21 protein-coding genes are annotated in these 21,105 nt (G+C 51.2%); 6 read left to right on the forward strand and 15 right to left on the reverse strand.

Annotated elements, in window-relative coordinates:
* Positions 1–58: 58 nt before the first annotated feature.
* The 6 genes from AC0YNW_RS25340 to AC0YNW_RS25365 form a co-directional block, all read right to left on the reverse strand.
* Positions 59–949, reverse strand: a complete 891-nt coding sequence (locus AC0YNW_RS25340; RefSeq protein ID WP_475834277.1) for a DUF4358 domain-containing protein — start codon at positions 947–949, stop codon at positions 59–61.
* Positions 950–1,137: 188 nt separating this feature from the next.
* Positions 1,138–2,178 carry an aliphatic sulfonate ABC transporter substrate-binding protein gene (locus AC0YNW_RS25345; RefSeq protein ID WP_475834278.1) on the reverse strand — a complete coding sequence of 347 codons (1,041 nt, stop codon included), beginning with the start codon at positions 2,176–2,178 and terminating at the stop codon, positions 1,138–1,140.
* A gap of 47 nt (positions 2,179–2,225) precedes the next feature.
* Entirely contained in the window at positions 2,226–3,572 is a 1,347-nt protein-coding gene (locus AC0YNW_RS25350) for an LLM class flavin-dependent oxidoreductase (protein WP_475834279.1), read from the reverse strand.
* A gap of 54 nt (positions 3,573–3,626) precedes the next feature.
* Positions 3,627–4,838, reverse strand: a complete 1,212-nt coding sequence (locus AC0YNW_RS25355) for an aminotransferase-like domain-containing protein (protein ID WP_475834280.1) — start codon at positions 4,836–4,838, stop codon at positions 3,627–3,629.
* Between the two features lie 98 nt (positions 4,839–4,936).
* Entirely contained in the window at positions 4,937–5,740 is an 804-nt protein-coding gene (locus AC0YNW_RS25360) for an ABC transporter permease (RefSeq protein WP_387479857.1), read from the reverse strand.
* A gap of 53 nt (positions 5,741–5,793) precedes the next feature.
* Positions 5,794–6,585, reverse strand: coding sequence for an ABC transporter ATP-binding protein (locus AC0YNW_RS25365; RefSeq protein WP_475834281.1), 792 nt, complete (start codon positions 6,583–6,585; stop codon positions 5,794–5,796).
* A 108-nt stretch (positions 6,586–6,693) separates the two neighbouring features.
* Between AC0YNW_RS25365 and AC0YNW_RS25370 the strand changes: the two genes are divergently transcribed.
* Together AC0YNW_RS25370 and AC0YNW_RS25375 are read left to right on the forward strand one after the other, a co-directional pair.
* Complete coding sequence (locus AC0YNW_RS25370) at positions 6,694–7,590, forward strand: LysR family transcriptional regulator (protein ID WP_475834282.1); 897 nt, start codon at positions 6,694–6,696, stop codon at positions 7,588–7,590.
* Positions 7,591–7,699: 109 nt separating this feature from the next.
* Positions 7,700–8,389 (forward strand): M50 family metallopeptidase, encoded by a 690-nt coding sequence (locus AC0YNW_RS25375; RefSeq protein ID WP_475834283.1) that lies wholly within the window; start codon positions 7,700–7,702, stop codon positions 8,387–8,389.
* Positions 8,390–8,462: 73 nt separating this feature from the next.
* On the opposite strand, the gene AC0YNW_RS25380 is transcribed toward AC0YNW_RS25375, so the two are convergent.
* The 6 genes from AC0YNW_RS25380 to AC0YNW_RS25405 form a co-directional block, all read right to left on the reverse strand.
* Positions 8,463–8,909, reverse strand: a complete 447-nt coding sequence (locus AC0YNW_RS25380) for a hypothetical protein (RefSeq protein ID WP_475834284.1) — start codon at positions 8,907–8,909, stop codon at positions 8,463–8,465.
* A 112-nt stretch (positions 8,910–9,021) separates the two neighbouring features.
* Positions 9,022–9,672: a hypothetical protein gene (locus AC0YNW_RS25385; protein WP_475834285.1), complete on the reverse strand. Its 651-nt coding sequence runs from the start codon at positions 9,670–9,672 to the stop codon at positions 9,022–9,024.
* 69 nt (positions 9,673–9,741) lie between these two features.
* Positions 9,742–10,173 (reverse strand): hypothetical protein, encoded by a 432-nt coding sequence (locus AC0YNW_RS25390; RefSeq protein ID WP_475834286.1) that lies wholly within the window; start codon positions 10,171–10,173, stop codon positions 9,742–9,744.
* A 51-nt stretch (positions 10,174–10,224) separates the two neighbouring features.
* A complete protein-coding gene (locus tag AC0YNW_RS25395) occupies positions 10,225–10,548 on the reverse strand; it encodes a hypothetical protein (protein ID WP_475834287.1) in 324 nt (107 codons plus the stop codon).
* Positions 10,549–10,695: 147 nt separating this feature from the next.
* On the reverse strand, positions 10,696–11,418 hold the full coding sequence (locus AC0YNW_RS25400; protein WP_475834288.1) for a hypothetical protein: 723 nt from the start codon (positions 11,416–11,418) through the stop codon (positions 10,696–10,698).
* 7 nt (positions 11,419–11,425) lie between these two features.
* On the reverse strand, positions 11,426–12,664 hold the full coding sequence (locus tag AC0YNW_RS25405) for an SPFH domain-containing protein (protein WP_475834289.1): 1,239 nt from the start codon (positions 12,662–12,664) through the stop codon (positions 11,426–11,428).
* A 225-nt stretch (positions 12,665–12,889) separates the two neighbouring features.
* Between AC0YNW_RS25405 and AC0YNW_RS25410 the strand changes: the two genes are divergently transcribed.
* Entirely contained in the window at positions 12,890–13,420 is a 531-nt protein-coding gene (locus AC0YNW_RS25410) for a type 1 glutamine amidotransferase domain-containing protein (RefSeq protein WP_475834290.1), read from the forward strand.
* Positions 13,421–13,913: 493 nt separating this feature from the next.
* Here AC0YNW_RS25410 and AC0YNW_RS25415 read toward each other — a convergent pair whose 3' ends face one another.
* Positions 13,914–15,245 (reverse strand): FAD-dependent oxidoreductase, encoded by a 1,332-nt coding sequence (locus AC0YNW_RS25415; protein ID WP_475834400.1) that lies wholly within the window; start codon positions 15,243–15,245, stop codon positions 13,914–13,916.
* Between the two features lie 215 nt (positions 15,246–15,460).
* Positions 15,461–16,237, reverse strand: a complete 777-nt coding sequence (locus tag AC0YNW_RS25420; protein WP_475834291.1) for a TSUP family transporter — start codon at positions 16,235–16,237, stop codon at positions 15,461–15,463.
* A 177-nt stretch (positions 16,238–16,414) separates the two neighbouring features.
* Here AC0YNW_RS25420 and AC0YNW_RS25425 point away from each other — a divergent pair, with 177 nt between their 5' ends.
* Positions 16,415–17,185: an SDR family NAD(P)-dependent oxidoreductase gene (locus AC0YNW_RS25425; RefSeq protein WP_475834292.1), complete on the forward strand. Its 771-nt coding sequence runs from the start codon at positions 16,415–16,417 to the stop codon at positions 17,183–17,185.
* A 137-nt stretch (positions 17,186–17,322) separates the two neighbouring features.
* Here the strand turns inward: AC0YNW_RS25425 and AC0YNW_RS25430 are convergent, their stop codons facing one another.
* On the reverse strand, positions 17,323–18,345 hold the full coding sequence (locus tag AC0YNW_RS25430) for a M23 family metallopeptidase (protein WP_475834293.1): 1,023 nt from the start codon (positions 18,343–18,345) through the stop codon (positions 17,323–17,325).
* Positions 18,346–18,563: 218 nt separating this feature from the next.
* Between AC0YNW_RS25430 and AC0YNW_RS25435 the strand changes: the two genes are divergently transcribed.
* Positions 18,564–19,313 (forward strand): response regulator transcription factor, encoded by a 750-nt coding sequence (locus tag AC0YNW_RS25435; protein ID WP_475834294.1) that lies wholly within the window; start codon positions 18,564–18,566, stop codon positions 19,311–19,313.
* 17 nt (positions 19,314–19,330) lie between these two features.
* Positions 19,331–21,094 (forward strand): sensor histidine kinase, encoded by a 1,764-nt coding sequence (locus AC0YNW_RS25440; RefSeq protein ID WP_475834295.1) that lies wholly within the window; start codon positions 19,331–19,333, stop codon positions 21,092–21,094.
* The last annotated feature ends 11 nt before the right edge of the window (positions 21,095–21,105 follow it).

The raw sequence follows: 21,105 nt of genomic DNA on the forward strand, positions 1-21,105 counted from the left end.
CTACAAAAAAACAGCGGCTGACGTATAATCGTCGGCCGCTGTTTATGATTAGGAGAGCTTATTTTTTGAAAAAACCATTGAAGATGTCGATCACTTCGTCCTGCTTGCTCGAGATGCAGAAGAGGACATAGTTGCCGTTCTTCACGATCTTAAAGTTTTTGGCCAGCTCGTACTGGTCCGGCAAATATTCCTCAAAGGTCTTCTGCACGGCCGCTGCACGGAATTCGAAGGCTTCCTTTATCGTATCGTATTGGTCAGCGGACTTCAGCTTTACAACCGAGAATTCGCTGGCGGAGATCATAAAGCTCGCTTGCTGAAAGATCCCTTCATCCAGGAGGCTGTCCGGATCAATGCCGTTGTAGAAGTCGGGAACCATGGCTTTCTCAATCGTTACCTGTCCGACAAATTCGAGATCGGCCGTAATCTTATCCACGATATTCTGCGCCGTAATCGTTGGAGCTGGATTCGGCTTTTCTGTTGGCGTCGGTGATGGCTGCTTCGTCGGCTGTGGTGTTGGGCTCGGCGATGAAGTTGGCTTCGGTGTAGCGGAAGGCTTCGCGCTTGGTTTTGGCGAAGGCTGCGGCGTCGGCTTTCCGGTTGGCCTCACGGATGGCTGCTGAGTTGGCTTGACTGTAGCGGAAGGCTTCACACTTGGCTTGGCCGTGACGATAGGCGTCTCTGTAGGCTTTGGCGTCTCTGCCGGAGGCTCCGATGGCGCTTGGGACGGCTGCTCTTCTATGTCAGATGAGCCGTCTTCCCCGGGATCAGGGGTTGCAGTTGGCTCTGGTTCTGGTGTCGCAGAAGGCATTGTCGTCACTGCCGGATCTTCGCTGGCGCCAGGCCCTGTATGGGAATTGTTGTTCGAATTGCCGCTGCCGCAAGCGGACAGCGCGAGTGAGATAGCAAGCGCAAGCAGGGCTAGATTCAAACGTTTCTTGTTGATCAACATGATCTTCTCCCGTTGTTCGTCATAGGTTATGTAAACTTATTACTAGTAAGGACGCTTGGACAAAAGGAAAAGTTGCGAATTTATTTGAAGGATCGTTCATCAAATGAAGCGAGCAGACGTAGACGAAAACAGCAGGGGACCACATATTAGCGGTCTCCCTGCTTGATATTGCAGATGCAAGATGCTGATTATTCAGCTTTGAGTTCCTCCAGCGCTTTTGTAATGAACGAATTGTCCACTACAGCAGTCACGTCGACCTGTTGTTTGATCTCGCCCAGCTCAAGCAAAATATCTGCCGTTCTTTGCTGGCTCTCATTCGCCGTATCGGATATTGGCAGGTTAAGAGGAACGTTGTTCGCAATGGAGACACGGACGGTCTCTTCATCAAGGTTTTTCAACCCTGCCAGGAGGGCAATCGCTTCGTCGAGATTTTCGTTCTCCCAACGGAGTGCGCGTTCATAGGCCTTCAGATAGGCGACGACCAGATCAGGATGCTCCTCCGCGAACTTGGTGCGGACGATGTTGTAGCCTGGCGTATAAGCGCCGATACTCTTCGAATCGGCGACGATTTTGGCGCCGAAGTTATTCACTTGGTTGGAGCGCGCAGGCTCCCATACCGCCCAAGCGTCTACTTTGCCAGACTGGAAGGCGCTTTGCGCTTCATCCGGCTGCAGGTTGATCATCTCCACGTCGGACGCTTTCAGGCCTTCTTTGTCGAGCGCGCGCAAGATGAGTCCCCATGAGCTGCTGCCTTTGGCAACGGCGATTTTTTTGCCCTTCAAGTCAGCAGCGGATTGAATAGGGCTATCCTGTTGAACCAAAATGCCATCTCCTGCGCCGTCGCTTCCTTCGCTAATCGACAGGAACGGAATATTTGCGGTCTGCCCGGTAATGGTGCCAATGTAGCCGATACGGGCAAAGTCGAGTCTGCCTGCGGCAATGCCCTCCAGGAATTGCGACGAGCTTTGCAGCGGCTGATAGTTGACGGTAGCGCCGAGTTTGGCGAATTCCTCTTCGAAGAATCCTTTTTCCTTCGCGATCAGAATCGGTCCGATCTGGCTGGACTCGATCGAGACGACGACGCCTTCGGCGCTTTTTGCTCCGTTGCTGCTGCCGTTGTTCGCATTGTCCGGATCATTGCCCGATGACGATTTGCCGCAAGCTGCCAATACGGAAAGAGCGATAATAGCGGATAAGATAAGCAGCAAAGATGTGCGGTTGGTTTTCATAGAGTGAAGCCTCCTCCATCATGATGGAATAATCCATTTTAGTTGCTCTAAGATGATTGCCTGTTTGTTTCCAGCAAGCTATACCGGCTGTCAGGACGACTTAATCCAAGATGCTCGCGGAGCGTGTTTCCTTCATAGTCGGTACGGAACAGGCCTCGTGCTTGCAGCAGTGGAATGACGCGATCGACGAATTGCTCCAGTCCGCCTGGCAAGTAAGGGGGCATAATGTTGAAGCCGTCACAGGCCTCGCTTTCGAACCACTCTTGCAGCTTGTCCGCAATCTGCTCCGCTGTTCCGGTCACAGTCAGATGGCCGCGCGCTACGGAGAAGTATAAGCCGAGCTCGCGGATTGAAAGCCCGTCTTGCTTTGCTTTCTCCATTACCATTTTGGCTCTGCTGGAATTGCCTTCGACCGGGATGTCCGGCAGCGGACCGTCAACCGGATATCCGCTCAAATCGTAGTTCAGCAAGCGGGAGAGATACGAGGTGCTCGCTTCCGGCACGATCAGCTCGTGGAACTCGGCTTCTCGGACCTTTGCTTCTTCTACCGTATCTCCCAGGAAGAACATAACGCCCGGCATTACCTTCAGTTCATCAGGCTGACGGTTGAACGCTGCCAGCTGAGATTTTAATTGGTCGTAGAATTGCTGGGCTTGCCGCAGATCGGCGCAAGCTGTGAATACGACGTCTGCGGTTTGTGCGGCCAGCTTTTGTCCGGCCTCAGATGTTCCGGCTTCGACAATTACCGGTTTTCCTTGCGGAGGCCGTGGAATATTCAGTGGTCCTTGCACTCGAAAGAACGGTCCGTCGTGCAGCGTAGCATGAATTTTCGTGGTGTCGGCGAATTGACCGTTTTCCTTGTCGAAGACCAGGGCGCTTTCTTCCCAGCTATCCCATAGGGCATTGACCGCATTCAGAAAGTCATGCGCCCGTTCGTAACGGTTGCCATGGTGCGGCAGATTATCGGCTCCAAAGTTGCGCGCTTCCGTGTTTTTGGTCGAAGTCACAACGTTCCAGGCCGTTCTGCCTCCTGTCAAATGATCTAATGTGGCGAATCTCCGCGCAAGGTTGAAAGGCTCATTGAATGTCGTCGATACCGTCGCGGCCAGTCCAATCCGTTCTGTAACGCCAGCCAAGGCCGAGATGACGGTAGAGGCATCCGGGTAGACGGAGCTGACGTCATGCACGACATCCTCTTTGTCAGGCAGCGAGAGGGCGTCGGCGAAGAAGATCATATCCATCTTGCCCCGTTCTGCTGCCTGCGCATTCCGCTTGTAGAAATTCATATCGATGACGCCGTTCGCTTCCGTCAGAGGATGGCGCCATGCGGCAAAGTGATGGCCGAAGCTGAACAGGAAGGCTCCAAGGCTCATTTGTTTCCGTTGTCGGTTCACGTTTAAGGTACACCTAACCTTTCTTGATGTGGAATATCTGGCGAATGATGCTGATTAATGATCGCGGTTATCGAGATAGCTATAGTAGGATTGCGCAAGGAGCGCTACGCCTTCCCGGATTTGTTCCTCGCCGCAATAGCTGAAGGATAGCCGCGCATGGCGGGCGCCGCCCCCGTCGATATAAAACTGTTTGCCGTCAATGAAGCTGACGCCACGCTCCTCCGCATCCTTGACGAATTCGCCGGTATTGACTCCTTCGGGGAAGGTTAGCCATATGAAGAAGCCTCCATCCGGTATGCTGAAGGTCACGTCGTCACCGAAGTGGGTTTTCAGCGCTTCTACCATTGCATCGCGGTTATTGCGGTACAGATCGTTCAATTGGTTCAAATGCTCGTCGAATGGAAGTCTAGTCAGCAGCTGCGCGACAATTTCTTGCGAGAAGACACTGGCCTTGCTTCCTTGGAAAAAGGTATTCACTCTGGCAATCGTGTCCTGGCTCGCAATCGCCCAGCCAAGCCGAATGCCGGGGGCGATAATCTTCGAGAAGGTGCTAAGGTAAATCGTCCTTTCCGGTGCAAAGGAATAGATAGCGGGAGGCGACTGTTCGTTATAGGAGAGCTCTGTATAGGCGTCGTCCTCCAAAATATAAAAGTTATAGCGGTAGGCCAGCTCGCCCAGCTTCTGCCGTCGCTCAAGCGATAGGCTGATTCCTCCGGGATTATGAAAGTTTGGCATCGTATAGAGGAGTTTCGGCATCGGCCTGCCCAGCCGCTCGGCTTCCTGAAGAGCTCGCTCTACTTCTTCTACGATGAGGCCGTTCTCATCGATCGGGAAGGAAGTAAGCTCCGCCTCTGCTGTGCGGAATGTGCTGACCGCTCCGAAGTAAGTCGGTCCCTCCAGCCACGCATGGTCACCCGGATCGAGCAGGGCGCGGGCCACGTAATCAAGCGCCTGCTGCGAGCCGTATGTCATCAGAACCTGGCTGGCATCGACTTGAATCGAGCGGAGCGCGGAACGCTGCGCAACCCAGTCCAGCACAATGCCGGGGCCTCCTGCGCCGCCATATTGGAGCGATTCGCGGCCATGGGTCCAGATTGCGTCCGTCGCAGCCCCGATTAATGGCTTATATGGGAACGTATCCGAATGCGGCGACCCAAAGGATAGCGGAATCACCTGGCGCTTCTTGGCAGCTTGGGCAGCCCCCATTGGAGCGATGGCCGGCAGCCTGCTGGCAAAGGAATAAGGTTTCAAGGGTACGTTTGTCATAGCTTAATTCCACCTCGTATATAATCGTTGCGGAGCCAAACGCAGGGTTCAACTTCCGTTAATGAACATTACTTCCGGGTCATTCGCGATGGGACTGCCTACCCTCTATAACTGTCTTGCCACTTCAGCAACTTGTTCTCCAGCAATCGGACGAATGAATCCGCCAGCTTGCCGACGATGGCGAACGTGAATACGCCAACGAATACGACGCCAGTCTGCATGAAAGATCGCGCATCCTGAATCAGGTAACCGATGCCGCGGTCTGCACCCATCAGCTCGGCTACGACAAGGCACAGCCATGCCATGCCGAGCGACAGCCGAAGGCCAAGCAGCACATTCGGCAGCGCAGCTGGCAGCACGAGCCTGCGAATCTGCTTGGCACGGCTGAACTCCAGAATGCGGGCAACATCGAACAGCTTGACGTCCACACTGCGGACGCCCAGGAACGTATTGACGTAGAGCGGGAAGAAAGCGCCGACTGCGATTAGCAGCACTTTCGACAGCTCACCGAAACCGAACCAAAGAATGAAGAGCGGCGTAATCGCGAGCAGCGGAACGGTGCGAAGCATCTGAAGCGTCGGATCAAGCGCTTCCTCCGTGCGTTTGGACAAGCCTACGGCAAGCCCGATAACGAGTCCCGCTGAGCCTCCGATTGCAAATCCCAACAGTGCACGGTAGACGCTGATTTTCAAATGACCGAAATATTCTCCCGATGCAACCAAGTCGTAGAAATCCTTCAAAATGGAACTCGGGGCAGGGAACAACTGTGCCGAGATGAAGCCCGCGCCCGACGCAAGCTGCCAGATGAGCAGCAGAGCTATCGGTACAATAAAGCCGATAAGCGATCTTCTTAGGCCGTTCCTTCGTTTCTTGCGGGCGGCGGGCCGTGTTGCCTTGTTCATGCGGTTGCTCCTTTCAGGTGCCTGATGCCATGCGATCTGCTGGGTGGATATTGTTAAATCTCCCAGTCCTGCTCTGTTGTTTCGGACTGATGCAGTGCGGTCATGACGCTGGCTCTAAGCTGCTGGAAGGCTGAGCCTGTCCGGCTGCGGGGATGGGGCAAATCGATTGCGATCTCGCTCTTAATAGTTCCAGGACCTGCACCCATGACGAATACTCTGTCTGACAAAAATACCGCTTCATCGATGTCATGCGTGACGAGCACCATGGTCGTCTTGTTCCTGGCCCATATCTCAAGCAGCGCTTCCTGCAGGTGGCTCCGTGTGAAGGCGTCCAGCGCGCCAAACGGCTCGTCCAGCAGCAGCACATCGGGCTGTCTAAGCAGGGCGCGTGCGATGGCGACCCGCTGGGACATGCCTCCAGACAGCTCGCGCGGGTATGCTCTCTCGAAGCCTTTGAGCTTCACCAGTTCGATCATGCTATCTACCTGCGCTCTGACGGCTGTATCCTTAAGCGACAGATCTGCCGCAATGTTCTGTTCGGCGGTCAGCCACGGGAACAATCGATGCTCCTGAAAAATAAATCCTTTATCTTTGCCGGGACGGATAACGGGCTTGCCGCTTAAGGAGACGCTGCCGTCATAGTCGGTATCGAGTCCGGCTATAATTTTGAGCAGCGTGCTTTTGCCGCAGCCGCTCGGACCGATGAGCGACACGAATTGGCCCGGCTTCACATGGGCACGAATATGGGAGAGAACGTGGAGGCTGGAGCCGTCGCGCTCAAAGCTTTTATTCACGTCTTGAATGATCAACTCGCCTTTGATTGACAATATATCACCTAATCTCATTGAAATAGTAGGATATAAACTGATACTATTAACTCATATTCGCAGGGGTAATGTAAAATAGTTAATAGTTATTGTCGTATTATTTAAACTTATACAATGGGGGTTCATATGAGAATTGAGCAGCTGCAGTATATTGTTGAAATCGCCAGCACCGGATCTTTTTCCATCGCCGCAGAGAAGCTTCATGTCTCGCAGCCCAACATTAGCCAGTCGGTATCCGCGCTGGAGCAGGAGGTGGGCGTACAGTTATTCCATCGTACAAGAGGCGGGACGGTGCCAACCGAGGCTGGCGAAGCTGTCATTGCGAAAGCCAGACATATTCTAGCCCAGCTTCATGAATTGAAGGCGACAGCGAATGAGCATACGGAAGTGCTTCGGGGAAAGCTGCTAATTGGAGCAATCTCGGGAATTTGCACCAGCTTCTTGCCGCGCACGCTGTCCGCCTTCGCTATCCGGCACCCGCATGTTGAGCTGGAGATTCTGGAGGAGCATTCTGGCGGTATCGAAGAGAAGCTGTTGGAGGGCAAGCTGGATCTGGGTCTGATGGGCATTACAGGCGAATATGCGAATAAGCATCTAAAGGCGGAGCGGTTTCTCTCTTGCGAAATTATGGCGTGCGTCGGGGTGCAGTCGCCGCTTGCTGCGAAGAAGAGCATCTCGTTCGCCGATATCCTTCATTATCCGCTTGTTGGCGTGTCTGGTCATATGAAGGAATTGCTGCTGCGCTACGGTTCACCGAAGCAGCTGTTTCATTCTAAAGGCACAGAAGCGGCCAAATATGTTACGGCTGAGGGAGTTGCGATCAGCTTCTCTATGGATATCTCGCTAAGGAACGATCCGCATGTCGCGATGGGCAAGATTGTCCCGATCCCGATCGAAGAGAAGCCGGCTGTCCATTTGTATTGGGCACATGACCGAAAAGGCATGTCGGCGGCAAGTGAGGCGTTTTTGAGCGAGTTTCTGATGCAGGTGGAGAAATACAAGCGGATGTCCCGGTTCGAATAGCGTGATTTTTGGGTCTGTCGATGAGGTTAATGGTATAGTAGATATTGGAATCCTGTGAGGATAATAGGGAAGGAATATAGGGCAATTTCAACATAGAGGGGGAACTTTATTGTTTTCATGGTTTCGTACGGCATTGCTGTTTATTGTTGTTCTTGTGTTGACTCGATTCATTCCGTTTTCGGAGTTTTTCCGCAATGTGAATACGCTGGTGCATGAGCTGTCGCACGGGCTAGCCGCGCTGCTGCTGCAGGGTCGGGTGATGGAAATTCATCTGTATGCGGATCAGAGCGGAGTGACATGGACGCAGTTTCAAGAGGGATGGATGATCATACCGATTGGTCTGGCAGGGTATGTGGGGGCGTCGCTATTCGCGATGCTGCTGTTCGTACTCTACCGCAAGGATAATTTGACAACGGGCCTTACGATCATTGCTCTGATGGCGGGTCTCGCAGCTATATTGTTCGTGCGCAATGGTTATGGACTCGCGTGGAGCGCCGGCTTTGCAGCTGTAACGGCCGCAGTCGCTTTTTTGGCTCCGAGATGGCTGCAGCAGGGCTATTACTTGTTGATCGCGTTTCTGTGCCTGGTAGAATCGGTTGTCTCCGCATTTGTCATTCTATATCTGGCTCTGCAAACTCCAGGCTCTGCGGGCGACGCAACCAACCTTGCCAAAGCCACAGGTGTTCCAGCTTTGCTATGGGGACTCGTATTTGTCGCTTTTGCTCTGTGGTGCGCGCGCATCTCGCTTAGCCGGTTGCTGGGAAGAAGAAGAGGACAGGAGCAGAAGGTTATGGCTTAAGTTATAAAAGAGGAAGGCAGGTCTGGCGTATGAAACGTCGGGCCTGCCTTTTTGTGCTGCCAACGCACTGCCTTTAGCCTCTTGCCGTTAATGGGGAGCCACAATAATCGCATGTCGAGCTTTCGCCTGCTATGACAGCCTTGCGTGCGCCGCAGCCTTTGCATTCCACGGATACGGACACCGCTTTTTTCGGAGCGGGCGCGGGCCTGGATTCCACCACATTGACGACCGTTCTTGTTTCCACACGCTGCTGGACGGGCGGTGGAATGACTTGAACCGGACTAGGCTGCGACGGAGGTGGGACTGACATTTTCAACCGCAGTTTTTTCCGAATGCGATGGCCGAAGAACAGGAGCAGGAACGTTGGTATATAAAACATGAAGACAAGTGCTGAAATGGATGTAGAAAGATCAGAGTCGCCTGTTTCTGAGGTGATCAGGCCAACTACAACTGTGAACAGAAGCGAAGCAATGGCGAATAAGACGCCAAAAATAGTCAGGATATGTGAGAAGAAACGCATAAAATTTAAACCCCTCCGTCATCTACTGGCAACCAGTTGCAGGCTGATGGGTAAAGAAAGTTACTACATGTACGCCGTTAGCGCAGTGCGCAAGCAGGATAGATGTTGTACCTTAATAAGTATTAGCTGTTAGGGGTGAACCGCAATAGTCGCAAAAAGATAGCTCGTCCTTTATAATCGCTTTCCGGGCACCGCAGCCCTTGCATTCCACGGACACAGCATTTTTGGGGACAGGATCCGGTTTGACTTTCACGACTTTAATGATCGTGTTTGTTTCCGCTTGTTGTTGGACAGGTGGATCGTAGCACATCGGATGGAACTGCGGAACAGGCTGGCATAAAGCCTGCTCTTCTAATTTCAGCTCTTTTCTCATGTGGTGTCCACGCCTTAATAACAGAAAAGAAGGAAGGTAGTATATAAATGTAAGAATGATGAAAGTGAATAAATCCTTTTCTACAAGAATAGTAGTTGCTATTGATAGTATGGAAAGCAAAACGCCTATAATTGTTACTATGTACGATTTGCCATACCTACTCATTGGTATAACTGCATTTTGATTTAATTTCTTCCGAATGCGCTGTCCGTAGAACAATAGCAAAACAGGAGGCGTATTTATTAATAGAATAAAGATAATCATCCAAGGAGAAGCGTCGTCACCCGCAATTTGCAAGAAAATAATGAATGTAAATCCTACGGAAAACAGGATGTAAATAGCTCCGAGTATGGTCATGACAATAGACATTATATATTTAAAACTACGCATAACTTTCCGTACCTCCGATATTAGCTTTCAACCATGCAGGAAGAAAACCCAAGGCTGAGCGTAGCAAGCTTATGCCGTTAAAGGCGAACCGCAATAGTCGCAAGGAGAGCTTTCGCCTGCTGTAACAGCCTTTCGGGCCCCGCAGCCTTTGCATTCCACGGACACGGTCTTTTTCGGAGCCGGTGGCGGTGTCGGCTTGCTTTCTACAGTTTTGATAACGGTATGGACTTGATTCTGCACGGGCGGAATAAATGAAGCAGGGTTAGGATGCACCGGCAAATCCTGTTTCTTCGGCTTCTTCTTTCTGATCAACCGATAGCCAAAGTATAGGAGCAGAAAGGATGGACCATAGAAAAGCAAGAGCTGGCCAATGTAATGTCCAACTATCTCTCCAGAGGTATTGCCCGGGCTCATCTCAATGGTTGCTAGAATAGAGAGAATGGCATACAGGATACCGATGGCGAGTAAAATAAACCCTATTACTGTTCTGATTATACGCATAGGTTAAATTTCATCCTCCGTTACTTATCGGTGCAATCGACCTATATCAATTTATTGAGCGCTTGCGGCCAGAGGCGATCCGCAATAGTCGCAAGACGCACTTTCTCCTTTAACTACAGCACTCCGAGCGCCGCAGCCTTTGCATTCGACGGACACGGAAGCCGCTTTTTTCGGGGCGGGAGCAGGCCTTGATTCTACGACATTGATGACTGTTTTGGTTTCCACGCGCTGTTGAACAGGCGGGACATGGTATACCGGATTGTACTCAGCGGCCAAGGCCGCTGCTGTAAGCTTCAGCTTCTTCCGAATGAGATGCCCGAAGTAATAGAGCGCGAATGTAGGAAGATAGAACATAATGAAAAGTATTAAAAACATGAAGATGCCTTCATTTACAGAATCAGAACCCGAAGACATAAGTATGGGTGTAAAGATAATTGAAACCAATGTGTAGATAACCCCAGCCACTGTTAAAATGACAGAAATGACGAAAGCAAAATTGCGCATAGCGTTCTGTCCTCTCCGTTATTTGCTCGCAACCAATTGCTGGTTACGGGCTTTCACTTGTTCTCGCAGATGATGAATGGAACCGATGAGTTGTTTGGCGGCTTCGTCTTGGGCAGTTGCTTGTTTTGCCGATTCAATGACGCCATTGATATACTGGATGTCCAGTTGCATCGTATATTCCAGCTCCGCAAGAGCGGGAAGGGATGCAGGATCGCTATACGCGATATCATCAATTAGCGAATCAAGGACGGGTGCCACTTTTGAACGTTCTGATGGTTCCCATCGCTGTAGCGCAAGCTTGGCATTCCGCGCTGCTGTCAGCATAAGCTTCCAATCTGCAGTCCGCTCGCTGTCTCCTTGCTCGACGTTCTGGACATGAGCGTATGATACCCGGACAAGCGCAGATGCAATGATCGCAACAAGCAGCAGCACACCATGGAGCGTGATATAGACGCCAAGCGGAAGAAAAGCCAGGAATGCCGCAACAACAGCGGCAACGAAATAGAGACCGGCTATTATTCCGTATGTCATGTAAGAACCTTGGTATCCTGCTCGTGAGCCTTGAATTAACCGGGATATCATCAGCCAAGCTACCAGCTCCGCCAATAGAATGGCTGAGAGCGCCAGGATCTGGCGCAAGTCCCAGGTAACCATGGGATTAAGGCCAAAATAAATAAACAACGTAAGCCCTGCAATAAGCAGGAAGATAATTGAATTTAAAGCTTGCGGACGTATCGTCATTAAATGATCACCCTCCTTGCTTCTGGCTTGCGCCGCAATGGCTGCAGAATGCAGATCCGCCGAGTATCGTTTCTTTGCAGCTTACACAAGACTTCGGCAGCGCCGTTCCACATTCAAGGCATTTTGCGCTATCTTCTGCCGTATCGGCTCCGCAAGACGGGCATGCATGATACTTGTCGCCGCAATTGGCGCAGAACTTGGCGTTTTCGGCTATAGCGGTTCCACATTTGTCGCAATGAGGGACCTTTTTGGCCGGGGGCTCCGGAGCCGCTGGCTCCTTTTCACGCATGCTTTTGCCGCAATTGCTGCAAAAGGGCACTCCCGCCGAGCCGCTCGCTCCACAATGCGGACATTTCGCAAGAGCAGGAGGAGGCGATGCGTTCATGGCGTCGCTGACACGATCCATCTGGCCGCTGAACGTGCCGCCAAGCGTGCCCCCCAGATTTGCGCCGACAAAGAGCGGATGAACGCTGCCCGGATTTTTTGCAGCGCCTTCCAGAATGTCGAGGGAGCGCTGCTGTTGATACGAGAAGCCGACCATTTCCATCTCCAGTCTCTTGTTCAGCAGACTGCGAAGTTTCTCAATGGAGGGATCGCCATCCGGCACGCTGACATTTTCGATGTAGAAATGATGGATTTTGATTCCGAATTCATCCAACACATCTGCGATTTTAGCCTGCGCATGCGAAGAAATTTCGCTGATATACGCGTTAATTTCCAAAGAGCTTACTTTTTTATGAATCAGATACGATGTAATTATTTCGGTAATATTCATCATCATCACACCGCGAATATGCTTGGATAACGATTCCTTCGTAAACTCTCCCAGCGTTCCGACCATCTTGATCAGGAATTTCCGGCTATCCTCGACGGTCAGTCCGAAATGGCCAAAAGCGCGCACAGGAACCAAAATATGATACAGGGGGTCCTTCACCTGAATCGGAGTGGCTGTACCCCATTTAATATCAAGGACGCTGCCTTTGTTGACGAACCATACTTCTGCGGTAAACGGCGACTTGCCGCCAAACGGCAGGTTGACAATATGGTTCAAAAGCGGAATATTGGCTGTGCTAAGCGTATGTCTTCCTGGCCCGAAGCTGTCTAACGCCTTGCCTCCTTTGAACAGGATCGCTTCCTGCGATTGATTGACAATCAGCTGCGTCCAAGTGCCCAGCTCCTGATGCGGAAATTTCCAAGCGTACACATCCGGCGTGCCGTCATATTTGACGATATCAATCAAGGACATTGCGTCATCACCTCTTTTATGTAATATGGGAAAATGGTCCCTGTAACTATCTCTTCCTATATTAATGGATAAAGGTCGATAGGGCTAGAAGTTTGTCCCATTTTGATATACGAGATTGAGAAGATATGGATGCGATATTTTTTTTAGGGGTAGAAGCCAATTGCTTCAAATCAGGGTGAAGAGGGTAAAGTATACGTATTCCAGGTTCGAGAGGAGCGATTAATAATGACGAATGCAAAGAAGGTTGCGTTTTTGCTGGCGGACGGATTCGAGGATTCGGAAATGAAAAATCCGTTCGATGAAATGGTGAAGAACGGTCATGAGACTGTAATCATCAGCGAGCGGGCGGGTGAGGAGCTGAAAGGCAAGAAGGGAACGATCGTATATACGTCCCACCTTTCCATTGATGAAGCAAAAGCAAGCGATTATGCTGCCGTCATCATTCCTGGCGGAAGCTCCCCGGGCAAGCTGATGGACAACGAGAAGGTCCAACAATTTGTTCAGGAGGCCGACTCTGCCGGCATCACAATCGCCGCGATTTGCCATGGTCCGCAAATTCTGGCTGCCGCCGGAATATTAGAGGGACGCACATTGACATCGTATCCAGGCATCGCATCCGAAGTGGAGAAGGTGGGCGGTCGCTTTATCGATAAGAAAGTTGTCGTGGATCAGAATTTGATTACATCGCGCACACCGGAGGACGAGCCTGCATTTATTAGTGAAATTCTGGAGAAGATTGGCGTGAATGCTTGGTAGGAGTTAGGCACTATATTGATATAAAAAGGCGACGCCGGGATGGTTCCGGTGTCGCCTTTCATAGTTGGTGCGTACTGTCTTCGCCTTTCGGTGCAAATCTTTCATGCTGCCGCTCCTTACATCCAGTATGCAGTGGACTAGTGTGGGGAGGATGGTCGCGATTAACTTCATAAGTCGATGAAATCGACTTATGGCCCCGAGTCCAGCCGATTCAAGCGCTGTAAGTCGATCAGAACGACTTACAGCGCTTGGTGATGCTGTAGGTGACTGAATAGGTCGATTTCACCGACCTACGTCCCCGAGTCCAGCCGATTCAAGCCAATAGGTCGATCAGATCGACTTAATTGCTCGGAAATGGTTCAGGTAACGGACTAAGTTGGTCTCATTGACCTATATCCCCCGCGTACAGTCACTTAAAGAATACAGGATTCCGCGCAAGCACGCACCATCCCGCTTCCTGCAATTAAGTTATATTGTCCCTTCCATTCGCGGCTTACACCGCCTGCAGACCTGCTTGGTTCAGCAGATTCCATGGCTTGTTGTAATGCGGCTGGAAGAAGAAGTCGACGAAGCTGAGCTCATCCATGGTCATGCCGTTTTGGATGCAGACCGACAGCGTGTTGATCGACTGGGTTAGATCGATTTTCGATAGCAGCTGGGCGCCGAGTATTTTGCCGCTGTCTGCCTCGTAGACCACCTTAAGCGTAACCTTCTCATACGTTGGCATGAACTCCGGCTTGTCATTATCAATGATTGTGACATTTTTCACGTTCAATCCCGCAGCGATTGCAGCGGTTTCCGTCATGCCGGTCGAAGCGATGTTATATTCATAGATTTTAATGCCCGATGTGCCCTGCGTGCCGAGATATTTGACGGTAGGTTCAACAAGGTTTCTGGCGACGAGCGTTCCCATACGGACAGCATTGGTGGCAAGCGGGATGTAGGCATGCTCCCCGGTCGGGTTATATTTGACTGCGCAGCTGTCTCCTGCGGCGAATACGTCGGGCCTGCTGGTGCGCATATATTCGTCGACGATGATCGCGCCATTCGGGAGCATATCGACCTGCCCTTTAAGCAGCTCCGTATTAGGCCGGAAGCCCATGCACAGCACAACCATATCCGCTTCATGCACGCAAGTGCTCGTGACAACGGCTTTCACTTCGCCTTTCGCATTGCCTTGGAACGATGTGACCGTCTCACCCAGCGCAAGCTTCACGCCTTGATCAGCGAATGCGCGTTCCGCGACATCTGTAAACTCCTGGTCCAAATATTTGTAGAGCACACGCTCCATGTTGTCGATTAAAGTTACATTTTTGCCAAGCATCTCGAAGGCTTCAACCAGCTCGATTCCGATATAACCTGCACCGATGACGGCGATGCGGCGGGCAAGTCTAGCTTTCTGGATGATAGCTTGTGCGTGATTGTAGTTTTTGCACAAGACGACATTCTCCAGATCGATGCCTTCCAGCTGAGGAATAATCGGCCACGATCCGGTTGTGACGACCAGCTTATCGTACGAGTGGACGAATTCTTCGCCGGTTTGCAGGTTCTTCGCTCTTAGTGTCTTCGCGTCTGTATCTACATCGAGTACATCGTGGCGGACCTTCATGGTCACGCCAAGCTCTTCCATTTTCTCAGGCGACGAGTAGAACAGCCCCCTCGAATCCTTCACGACACCGCCGACATGAAGCGCGATGCCGCACGACAGGAAGGAGATATTATCATTCCGCTCGAAGACGGTAATTTGGGCGTCAGGGTATTGCTTAGCCATTCCAGTAATGGCGGCCGTGCCAGCGTGCGTGCATCCGATAACAGCAATGTTCATGTTTCTCATTCCAATCTCCTCCTTGTGTGGAACGAAGGACGCTAGGTTCACCCTTCGCCAAGTGAATCTTTTCACAATCTAATTTATAATGTGAAATGATTCACAATCATCTATTTGTTATTATCATATGCGATCGGAAAGAGGAGTGCAATAGCCTCGAAAAGAATTATGTGATTTTTTTCACAACATGTGGCGAAAAGATGGCGGAGGGTCCATTACCCCACCGCCGTCACCCATATTTGCCTTGTGATCAGCAATGCGCTGACGCCGATAAATAACGGCCTTACATACCGAGCTCCCTGTCTAATCGCTACTCTCGATCCCACAATGGAACCCAGGACCATAGCTCCGCCCATCAGTAATCCTACTCCGTAAGCCACTGAGCCTAGCGCAATAAAAGCAATCAAAGAGAAAAAGTTGCTGGTGAAGTTAAGGAGCTTCGCATTCCCCGCTGCCTTTACAAAGTCCAAACCGATCAAGAGGAAAGCGAAGATTAGGAACGAGCCCGTTCCCGGTCCGAAAAATCCGTCATATCCGCCAAGCAGCAATGCGGCAGCCGCCATGGCGAGCCAGCTTCGGCGAGACAGTGCCCGCATGGTGCTGACCGCTCCCCAGTCCTTCCGGAAGAGCGTGTAGAGCGTCACCAGCAAAAGCATGACAATGACCAGCGGTCGCAGCCAGTCCGAAGGGACAAGCTGCAAAAGCAGCGTACCTGCCACCGCTCCGATTGCAGTTAATGGCACTAGTTTGCCGGATAATCGGAGGTCTACATGCCCGGACCGGAAAAAAGCGATCGTGCTCGTAAGCGAGGACATTGATCCTGCAAGCTTGTTCGTTCCGAGTGCCAGATGCGGCGGCAAGCCAGCGGCGAGCAATGCCGGGACGGCAATCAGTCCGCCCCCGCCTACGACTGAGTCAACGAATGCCGCAATAAAGCCCCCTGCGACGATAATTAATATGACTTGCCAAGTCCATTCCCATTCTATGCCCATAGCGGTTCATCCCGTTCTTTTTATCTGACTGATCATTTGATGTATGCTGACAAATCATATCGTATTTTTTGCCCTTTCGCCAGATGCGATTCACATTTTGAACCATGGATTGGAAGAGCTATAATAACAAGAGATCAGGACGCATAGAGCGATTACAGATCATGAAGGAGGAGCAGAATGCCGGGATTAGAGCAGGTACAGACACGTTTTGCAGGTAAGGTCGTTCTCATTACAGGAGCGGGAGCGGGGATCGGACAAGCGCTTGCGCTGGCATATGCGAGAAGCGGAGCGCGCGTCGTCATAGCCGATCGTAATGAAAGCGGTCTGGCAGCAACTTCAGCTCAGCTCGGAGAGGAAGGCTGGGAAGCGATCTCGGTCACAGCCGATCTAAGCATCCCTGGCGATATCTCCACTATGTTCCTGAGAATCGAAGAGCTGACCGGGGGCATTGATATCCTCGTCAACAATGCTGGCTTCGGCATCTGGAAGTCGCCCTATGAACTGTCGCTGGATGAATGGGATAGCGTTATCCATACTAATTTGCGGGGGACCTTCCTCTGCTCCCGCGAGGCTGCGGTTCAGATGAAAAAGCGTGGCGGCGGCGCCATTGTTAATCTTTCTTCTACTCGGGCGCATATGTCAGAGCCGAATTCAGAAGCATACGCGGCATCCAAAGCCGGTATTCTGGGACTGACGCATGCGATGGCGGTCTCCCTTGGCCCGGATCATATCCGCGTGAATGCGATTTGTCCCGGATGGATTGAGACCGGGGATTACAACGCTCTCCGCTCTGAGGATCATGCCCAACATCCAGCGGGACGCGTAGGTAGGCCCGAGGATATCGTCAAGGCATGCTTTTATTTGACCCACCCTGACAATGATTTCGTAACAGGCACCCATCTGACTGTGGATGGCGGCATGACCAGGCGGATGATATACGAAGAGTAGCTGATAACATACCGTTAAACGAGCATCCTCGATAAAGAACAAAGACTGCCGTTCTCACCGAACTGTACCTCCGTTTCTAGAGAGAATCTAGCGTTGGAGATGCAGACAACTAAGGGGCAGTCTTTGTGCGTTAAACGTTATTTTTGAGCGCTAATCGTTTTTCCGCGAATCGGTTCGAGTTCATTTGACCATTTGATGCGAATGGAGGAGGATTCGAACAAGTCGCTGCCGTCCGATACCTGGAAGTGCATATGCGCTTCACTGGAGTTGCCGGAATTGCCGACTTCGCCGATTTTGTCGCCACGTTTCACGTGGTCGCCGACTTTAACCGTGGCTGATCCTTTTTTCAAATGGGCGAGGTAGCTGTACTCTCCTCCATGGTCGATAACGACGACATTGCCAGCAGGGTCTTTTTCGTTCATCACCCCGACAGGCTCGTTATCTGCGATATCGTTAACAACTTCAACGACCGTTCCGTCAGCAGGCGCGACGACTTCTTGACCGAAAGCATAATAGCTTTCATTCTTGGCGGGATCTCCTTCATAAGACATGCCATTCTTCTCTTGAATTAGGTCATAGGCGTATCGCTGGGAAGGATGCGCATAATGATAGTTGTCGAATACATTCGTTCCGCCCCAAAACACGAACCATTCCCCGTGCATAGGCCAATCATAGGTGGCCTTCGTATAGAGTTGGTCGGTATCGGCATGCTGCTCTAGTGCCTGGAATTGAAGGGCTACAATTACGTTTTCTTCGTCAAATGCGGCAAACATCCCCACTTCATTAGAGGTGCTTAACCATAACCGCTGCTCCAGACCATTCAGCCTCAGTGAACTGGATTCCTTAAAGGATTCAATTCCTGCTGTAGCATCTGCAGCTATCGCTTTGAATTCCTCCTCGCCTACTTGAGAACGAAAATCTTGGGATAATTGCTTATAGATGCGCGAGTATTCGCCATCCAGCATAGCTTTTGCCAAGTTGGCGGCCTCAATCTTATCCGTTTCCTTCTCCACTTGTTCCCCTCCCGGGCTAATCTGTGATGCTTGCGGCGTGGGGGCAGGCTTCGCTTCCCCTCCGCAAGCGGTTAGCATTCCCGCAATAGCACCTGTCGCGAGGATTACTCCAATGATTCTGTAGCGTTTTGGAGTTTGGTTTTTCATACGTCTCCACTCCTTTATCTCGTTCAGCTTTACCCTTTTGTCATCTACATCGTAGCACCTTAGTTTAAAGGCGTATGAAACAGAACCTAAACGGAATCTTAAGGATTGTCGGTTGCTCAGCTTGGAAAATTAAGATTCCGTTAAGACAGCTATCGATAAAGGTTTATACCCATCGTGTTAAAATAGAAGCAAAGCTGGACACCCATGGGAGGACGATTATGAACGACGCTTCTATTCTGCTTGTCGATGACGAGCTCGCTATACTTGAAATGATGAAAACTGTATTGCGTAAAGAAGGCTTCGCCGATATCGATATGGTTCGTTCCGCAGAGGAGGCCTTGGAAGCATGCTCTGCGAAGACCTATCATCTTATTGTGCTCGATGTAATGATGCCGGGACGCAGCGGCCTGGAGGCAGCTCCATTTCTGCGGCAATATACGGATGCGCCCATCTTGTTCCTGACAGCGCGAACCTCCGATTTTGACAAGCTATCCGGATTCGCCGTAGGCGGAGACGATTATATTACGAAGCCGTTTAATCCGATGGAGGTTGTGGCACGAATTCGTTCCCAGCTGCGGAGATATATAGCGGCGCTCAGGCCCAACGAGCCGGGAAAAGTCCGGGCTGATGGGCGGGGAGCAACGGTCTATGATTACGGTAGATTCCAAGTCTATGAAGATGCGGGTGAGCTGGTCGTGAACGGCCAATCCGTGTCCTGTCCTGCTCTTGTTTTTCAACTGCTGCTCTATCTGTGCAAGCATCCGAACCGGATTTTTGGCAAAAGCGAGCTGTATCAGCAGGTATGGGGCGTCGATGCGCTGAATGACGACAATACGGTGATGGTTCATATCCATCGCATACGGGAGAGAATAGAGGAAGATCCTTCCCGCCCGAAGTTTATCGTTAATGTAAGAGGCATGGGCTATAAGCTGGTTCATAAGCCAGAACAGGAAAAGGGACATCTATGACTATGAAGAGGAGGCTTATGTTGCGATTTACGCTTCAGCTGTCGATCGCTGGCGTTGTCGCACTGCTAATCGTAGCTGCGGGATTCCTATGGATTACGCATCGTTATGCTGAGATAAGCATCACGAAGGATTTTTCAACTGTCGGTCTGGAGAAGCTAGTAGAATCATCGAAGCTGACGCCTGAGGGCATTCGGTTCGATCCGGAGCTGCTGGAGCAAGTGAAAGAGAATAATGGCTGGTTGCAAAGCTTGGATGAGAATGGCGTAGTGGAGACGTCCTATAATGCGCCAAAGGATGTGCCGCTGAAATATGCGCCAGGCGAGATCGTATCTTATTGGCTGGGCAAAAGCCCGTTTCCTTATCATTTGTATTTGTGGATTCAGGAGAAACATGGGCGGGTCTATACTGTTGTCTATGGCGTGAAAAACGAGATTGGACCGATCCTGGAAGCAGTCGCGTCACAGGGGAGTTTTGATGAAGACGAGAAATTGCATTTGCCGGAAGGGGTCGCCAGTCGTCTGCAGGTGCTTGGCGGCTATCTACAGTTGCTGAATCGTGATGGAGTAGAATTGGCTTCCTACAATAAACCGCATGATGTGACGGATCAATATAGCGTTCATGAACTGGCTCTTCGAACCATATATACGGAACGCTACAGTTATTATATAGATTCGATCTATGATCATGTTACGGACAGAACATGGCTCGTTGCTATGCCGAATGCGTATGAGCGTGCGCGATCCGATACGGCAATGCTTCCGCCTGAGAGTAAAGTGCTGCTGATTGCCGTCTCGGCAATGTTCCTGGCTTTGGTGCTGGTCTTCTTCTTATTATCCTTATGGAATGCTCATCGATTCGGATCTCCTATGCTGCATATGCTGGCATGGCTTGATCTATTGGGCAAAGGGGAATATAAGGAACCGGCAGACAGGAAAGGAATTCCGAGAAGCCGCCAGCGCCAAGGCGGATGGAGGCCGCGCTACCGCATATTTTCTGACGTGCTTCACTCGATTGAGCGATTATCTGCTACGTTGCTCAGAGACCGGGAACTTCGCGTGCAGAACAAGAGTCTGCGAGAAGAGTGGATAACGGGCATCACTCATGATTTGAAGACGCCGCTCTCATCCATCAAAGGCTATGCTCACATGCTATCGGAAGAGCGGTATGAATGGAGTGCGGAAGAAGTGCGCCAGTTCTCCAGAACGATGCTGGAGAAATCCGCGCATATGGATACGCTGATCAATGATCTTGCCATTACGTACCGGATTAGTGCAGGCGTGCAGCCGCCGCAAGGAGAGGAGATTGAACTGAACAGTTGGCTTCGCCGTTCGGTTGAACAAGCCGCTTCTCACCCCTCATTTGACAATCATAGGGTAAGGTTTGTGCCGTGGGGGCAGGATATAGCTATAAAGCTGCATGCGCCATGGCTGGATCGCGTAGTTATGAATTTAACGGCTAACGCCTTGCTGCATAATCCGCCAGAGACGCAATTGACAGTTACGGTCATGAATGAGGATCAAGCGGATTGCATATCCATTCTGTTCTCCGATAACGGCATAGGAATGGATGACCAAATGGCAGGCAGGCTGTTCGACCGCTATTACCGCGGGACAGACAGTATGGCGATGGCAGAAGGCACGGGACTTGGGATGGCGATAGCGAAGGATCTGGTAGAAGCGATGGGGGGACATATTACGGTCGATACCGCTCTGGGTCAAGGCACGACGATCAGGCTGAGTTGGCCGAGGGGAATACAGAAGAAAGAACGCCCTGCCAAATAGCGGGGCGTTCT

It is taken from the genome of Paenibacillus sp. J31R120 (genome assembly GCF_056269225.1).

Bases quoted from the DNA above. Each gene is read 5' to 3' on its own strand.
- AC0YNW_RS25340 (WP_475834277.1), bottom strand. From the start codon at position 949: ATGTTGATCAACAAGAAACGTTTGAATCTAGCCCTGCTTGCGCTTGCT.
- AC0YNW_RS25345 (WP_475834278.1), bottom strand. From the start codon at position 2,178: ATGAAAACCAACCGCACATCTTTGCTGCTTATCTTATCCGCTATTATC.
- AC0YNW_RS25355 (WP_475834280.1), bottom strand. From the start codon at position 4,838: ATGACAAACGTACCCTTGAAACCTTATTCCTTTGCCAGCAGGCTGCCG.
- AC0YNW_RS25360 (WP_387479857.1), bottom strand. From the start codon at position 5,740: ATGAACAAGGCAACACGGCCCGCCGCCCGCAAGAAACGAAGGAACGGC.
- AC0YNW_RS25365 (WP_475834281.1), bottom strand. From the start codon at position 6,585: ATGAGATTAGGTGATATATTGTCAATCAAAGGCGAGTTGATCATTCAA.
- AC0YNW_RS25370 (WP_475834282.1), top strand. From the start codon at position 6,694: ATGAGAATTGAGCAGCTGCAGTATATTGTTGAAATCGCCAGCACCGGA.
- AC0YNW_RS25380 (WP_475834284.1), bottom strand. From the start codon at position 8,909: ATGCGTTTCTTCTCACATATCCTGACTATTTTTGGCGTCTTATTCGCC.
- AC0YNW_RS25385 (WP_475834285.1), bottom strand. From the start codon at position 9,672: ATGCGTAGTTTTAAATATATAATGTCTATTGTCATGACCATACTCGGA.
- AC0YNW_RS25390 (WP_475834286.1), bottom strand. From the start codon at position 10,173: ATGCGTATAATCAGAACAGTAATAGGGTTTATTTTACTCGCCATCGGT.
- AC0YNW_RS25395 (WP_475834287.1), bottom strand. From the start codon at position 10,548: ATGTTTTTAATACTTTTCATTATGTTCTATCTTCCTACATTCGCGCTC.
- AC0YNW_RS25400 (WP_475834288.1), bottom strand. From the start codon at position 11,418: ATGACGATACGTCCGCAAGCTTTAAATTCAATTATCTTCCTGCTTATT.
- AC0YNW_RS25405 (WP_475834289.1), bottom strand. From the start codon at position 12,664: ATGTCCTTGATTGATATCGTCAAATATGACGGCACGCCGGATGTGTAC.
- AC0YNW_RS25410 (WP_475834290.1), top strand. From the start codon at position 12,890: ATGACGAATGCAAAGAAGGTTGCGTTTTTGCTGGCGGACGGATTCGAG.
- AC0YNW_RS25415 (WP_475834400.1), bottom strand. From the start codon at position 15,245: ATGAACATTGCTGTTATCGGATGCACGCACGCTGGCACGGCCGCCATT.
- AC0YNW_RS25420 (WP_475834291.1), bottom strand. From the start codon at position 16,237: ATGGGCATAGAATGGGAATGGACTTGGCAAGTCATATTAATTATCGTC.
- AC0YNW_RS25425 (WP_475834292.1), top strand. From the start codon at position 16,415: ATGCCGGGATTAGAGCAGGTACAGACACGTTTTGCAGGTAAGGTCGTT.
- AC0YNW_RS25430 (WP_475834293.1), bottom strand. From the start codon at position 18,345: ATGAAAAACCAAACTCCAAAACGCTACAGAATCATTGGAGTAATCCTC.
- AC0YNW_RS25435 (WP_475834294.1), top strand. From the start codon at position 18,564: ATGAACGACGCTTCTATTCTGCTTGTCGATGACGAGCTCGCTATACTT.
- AC0YNW_RS25440 (WP_475834295.1), top strand. From the start codon at position 19,331: ATGTTGCGATTTACGCTTCAGCTGTCGATCGCTGGCGTTGTCGCACTG.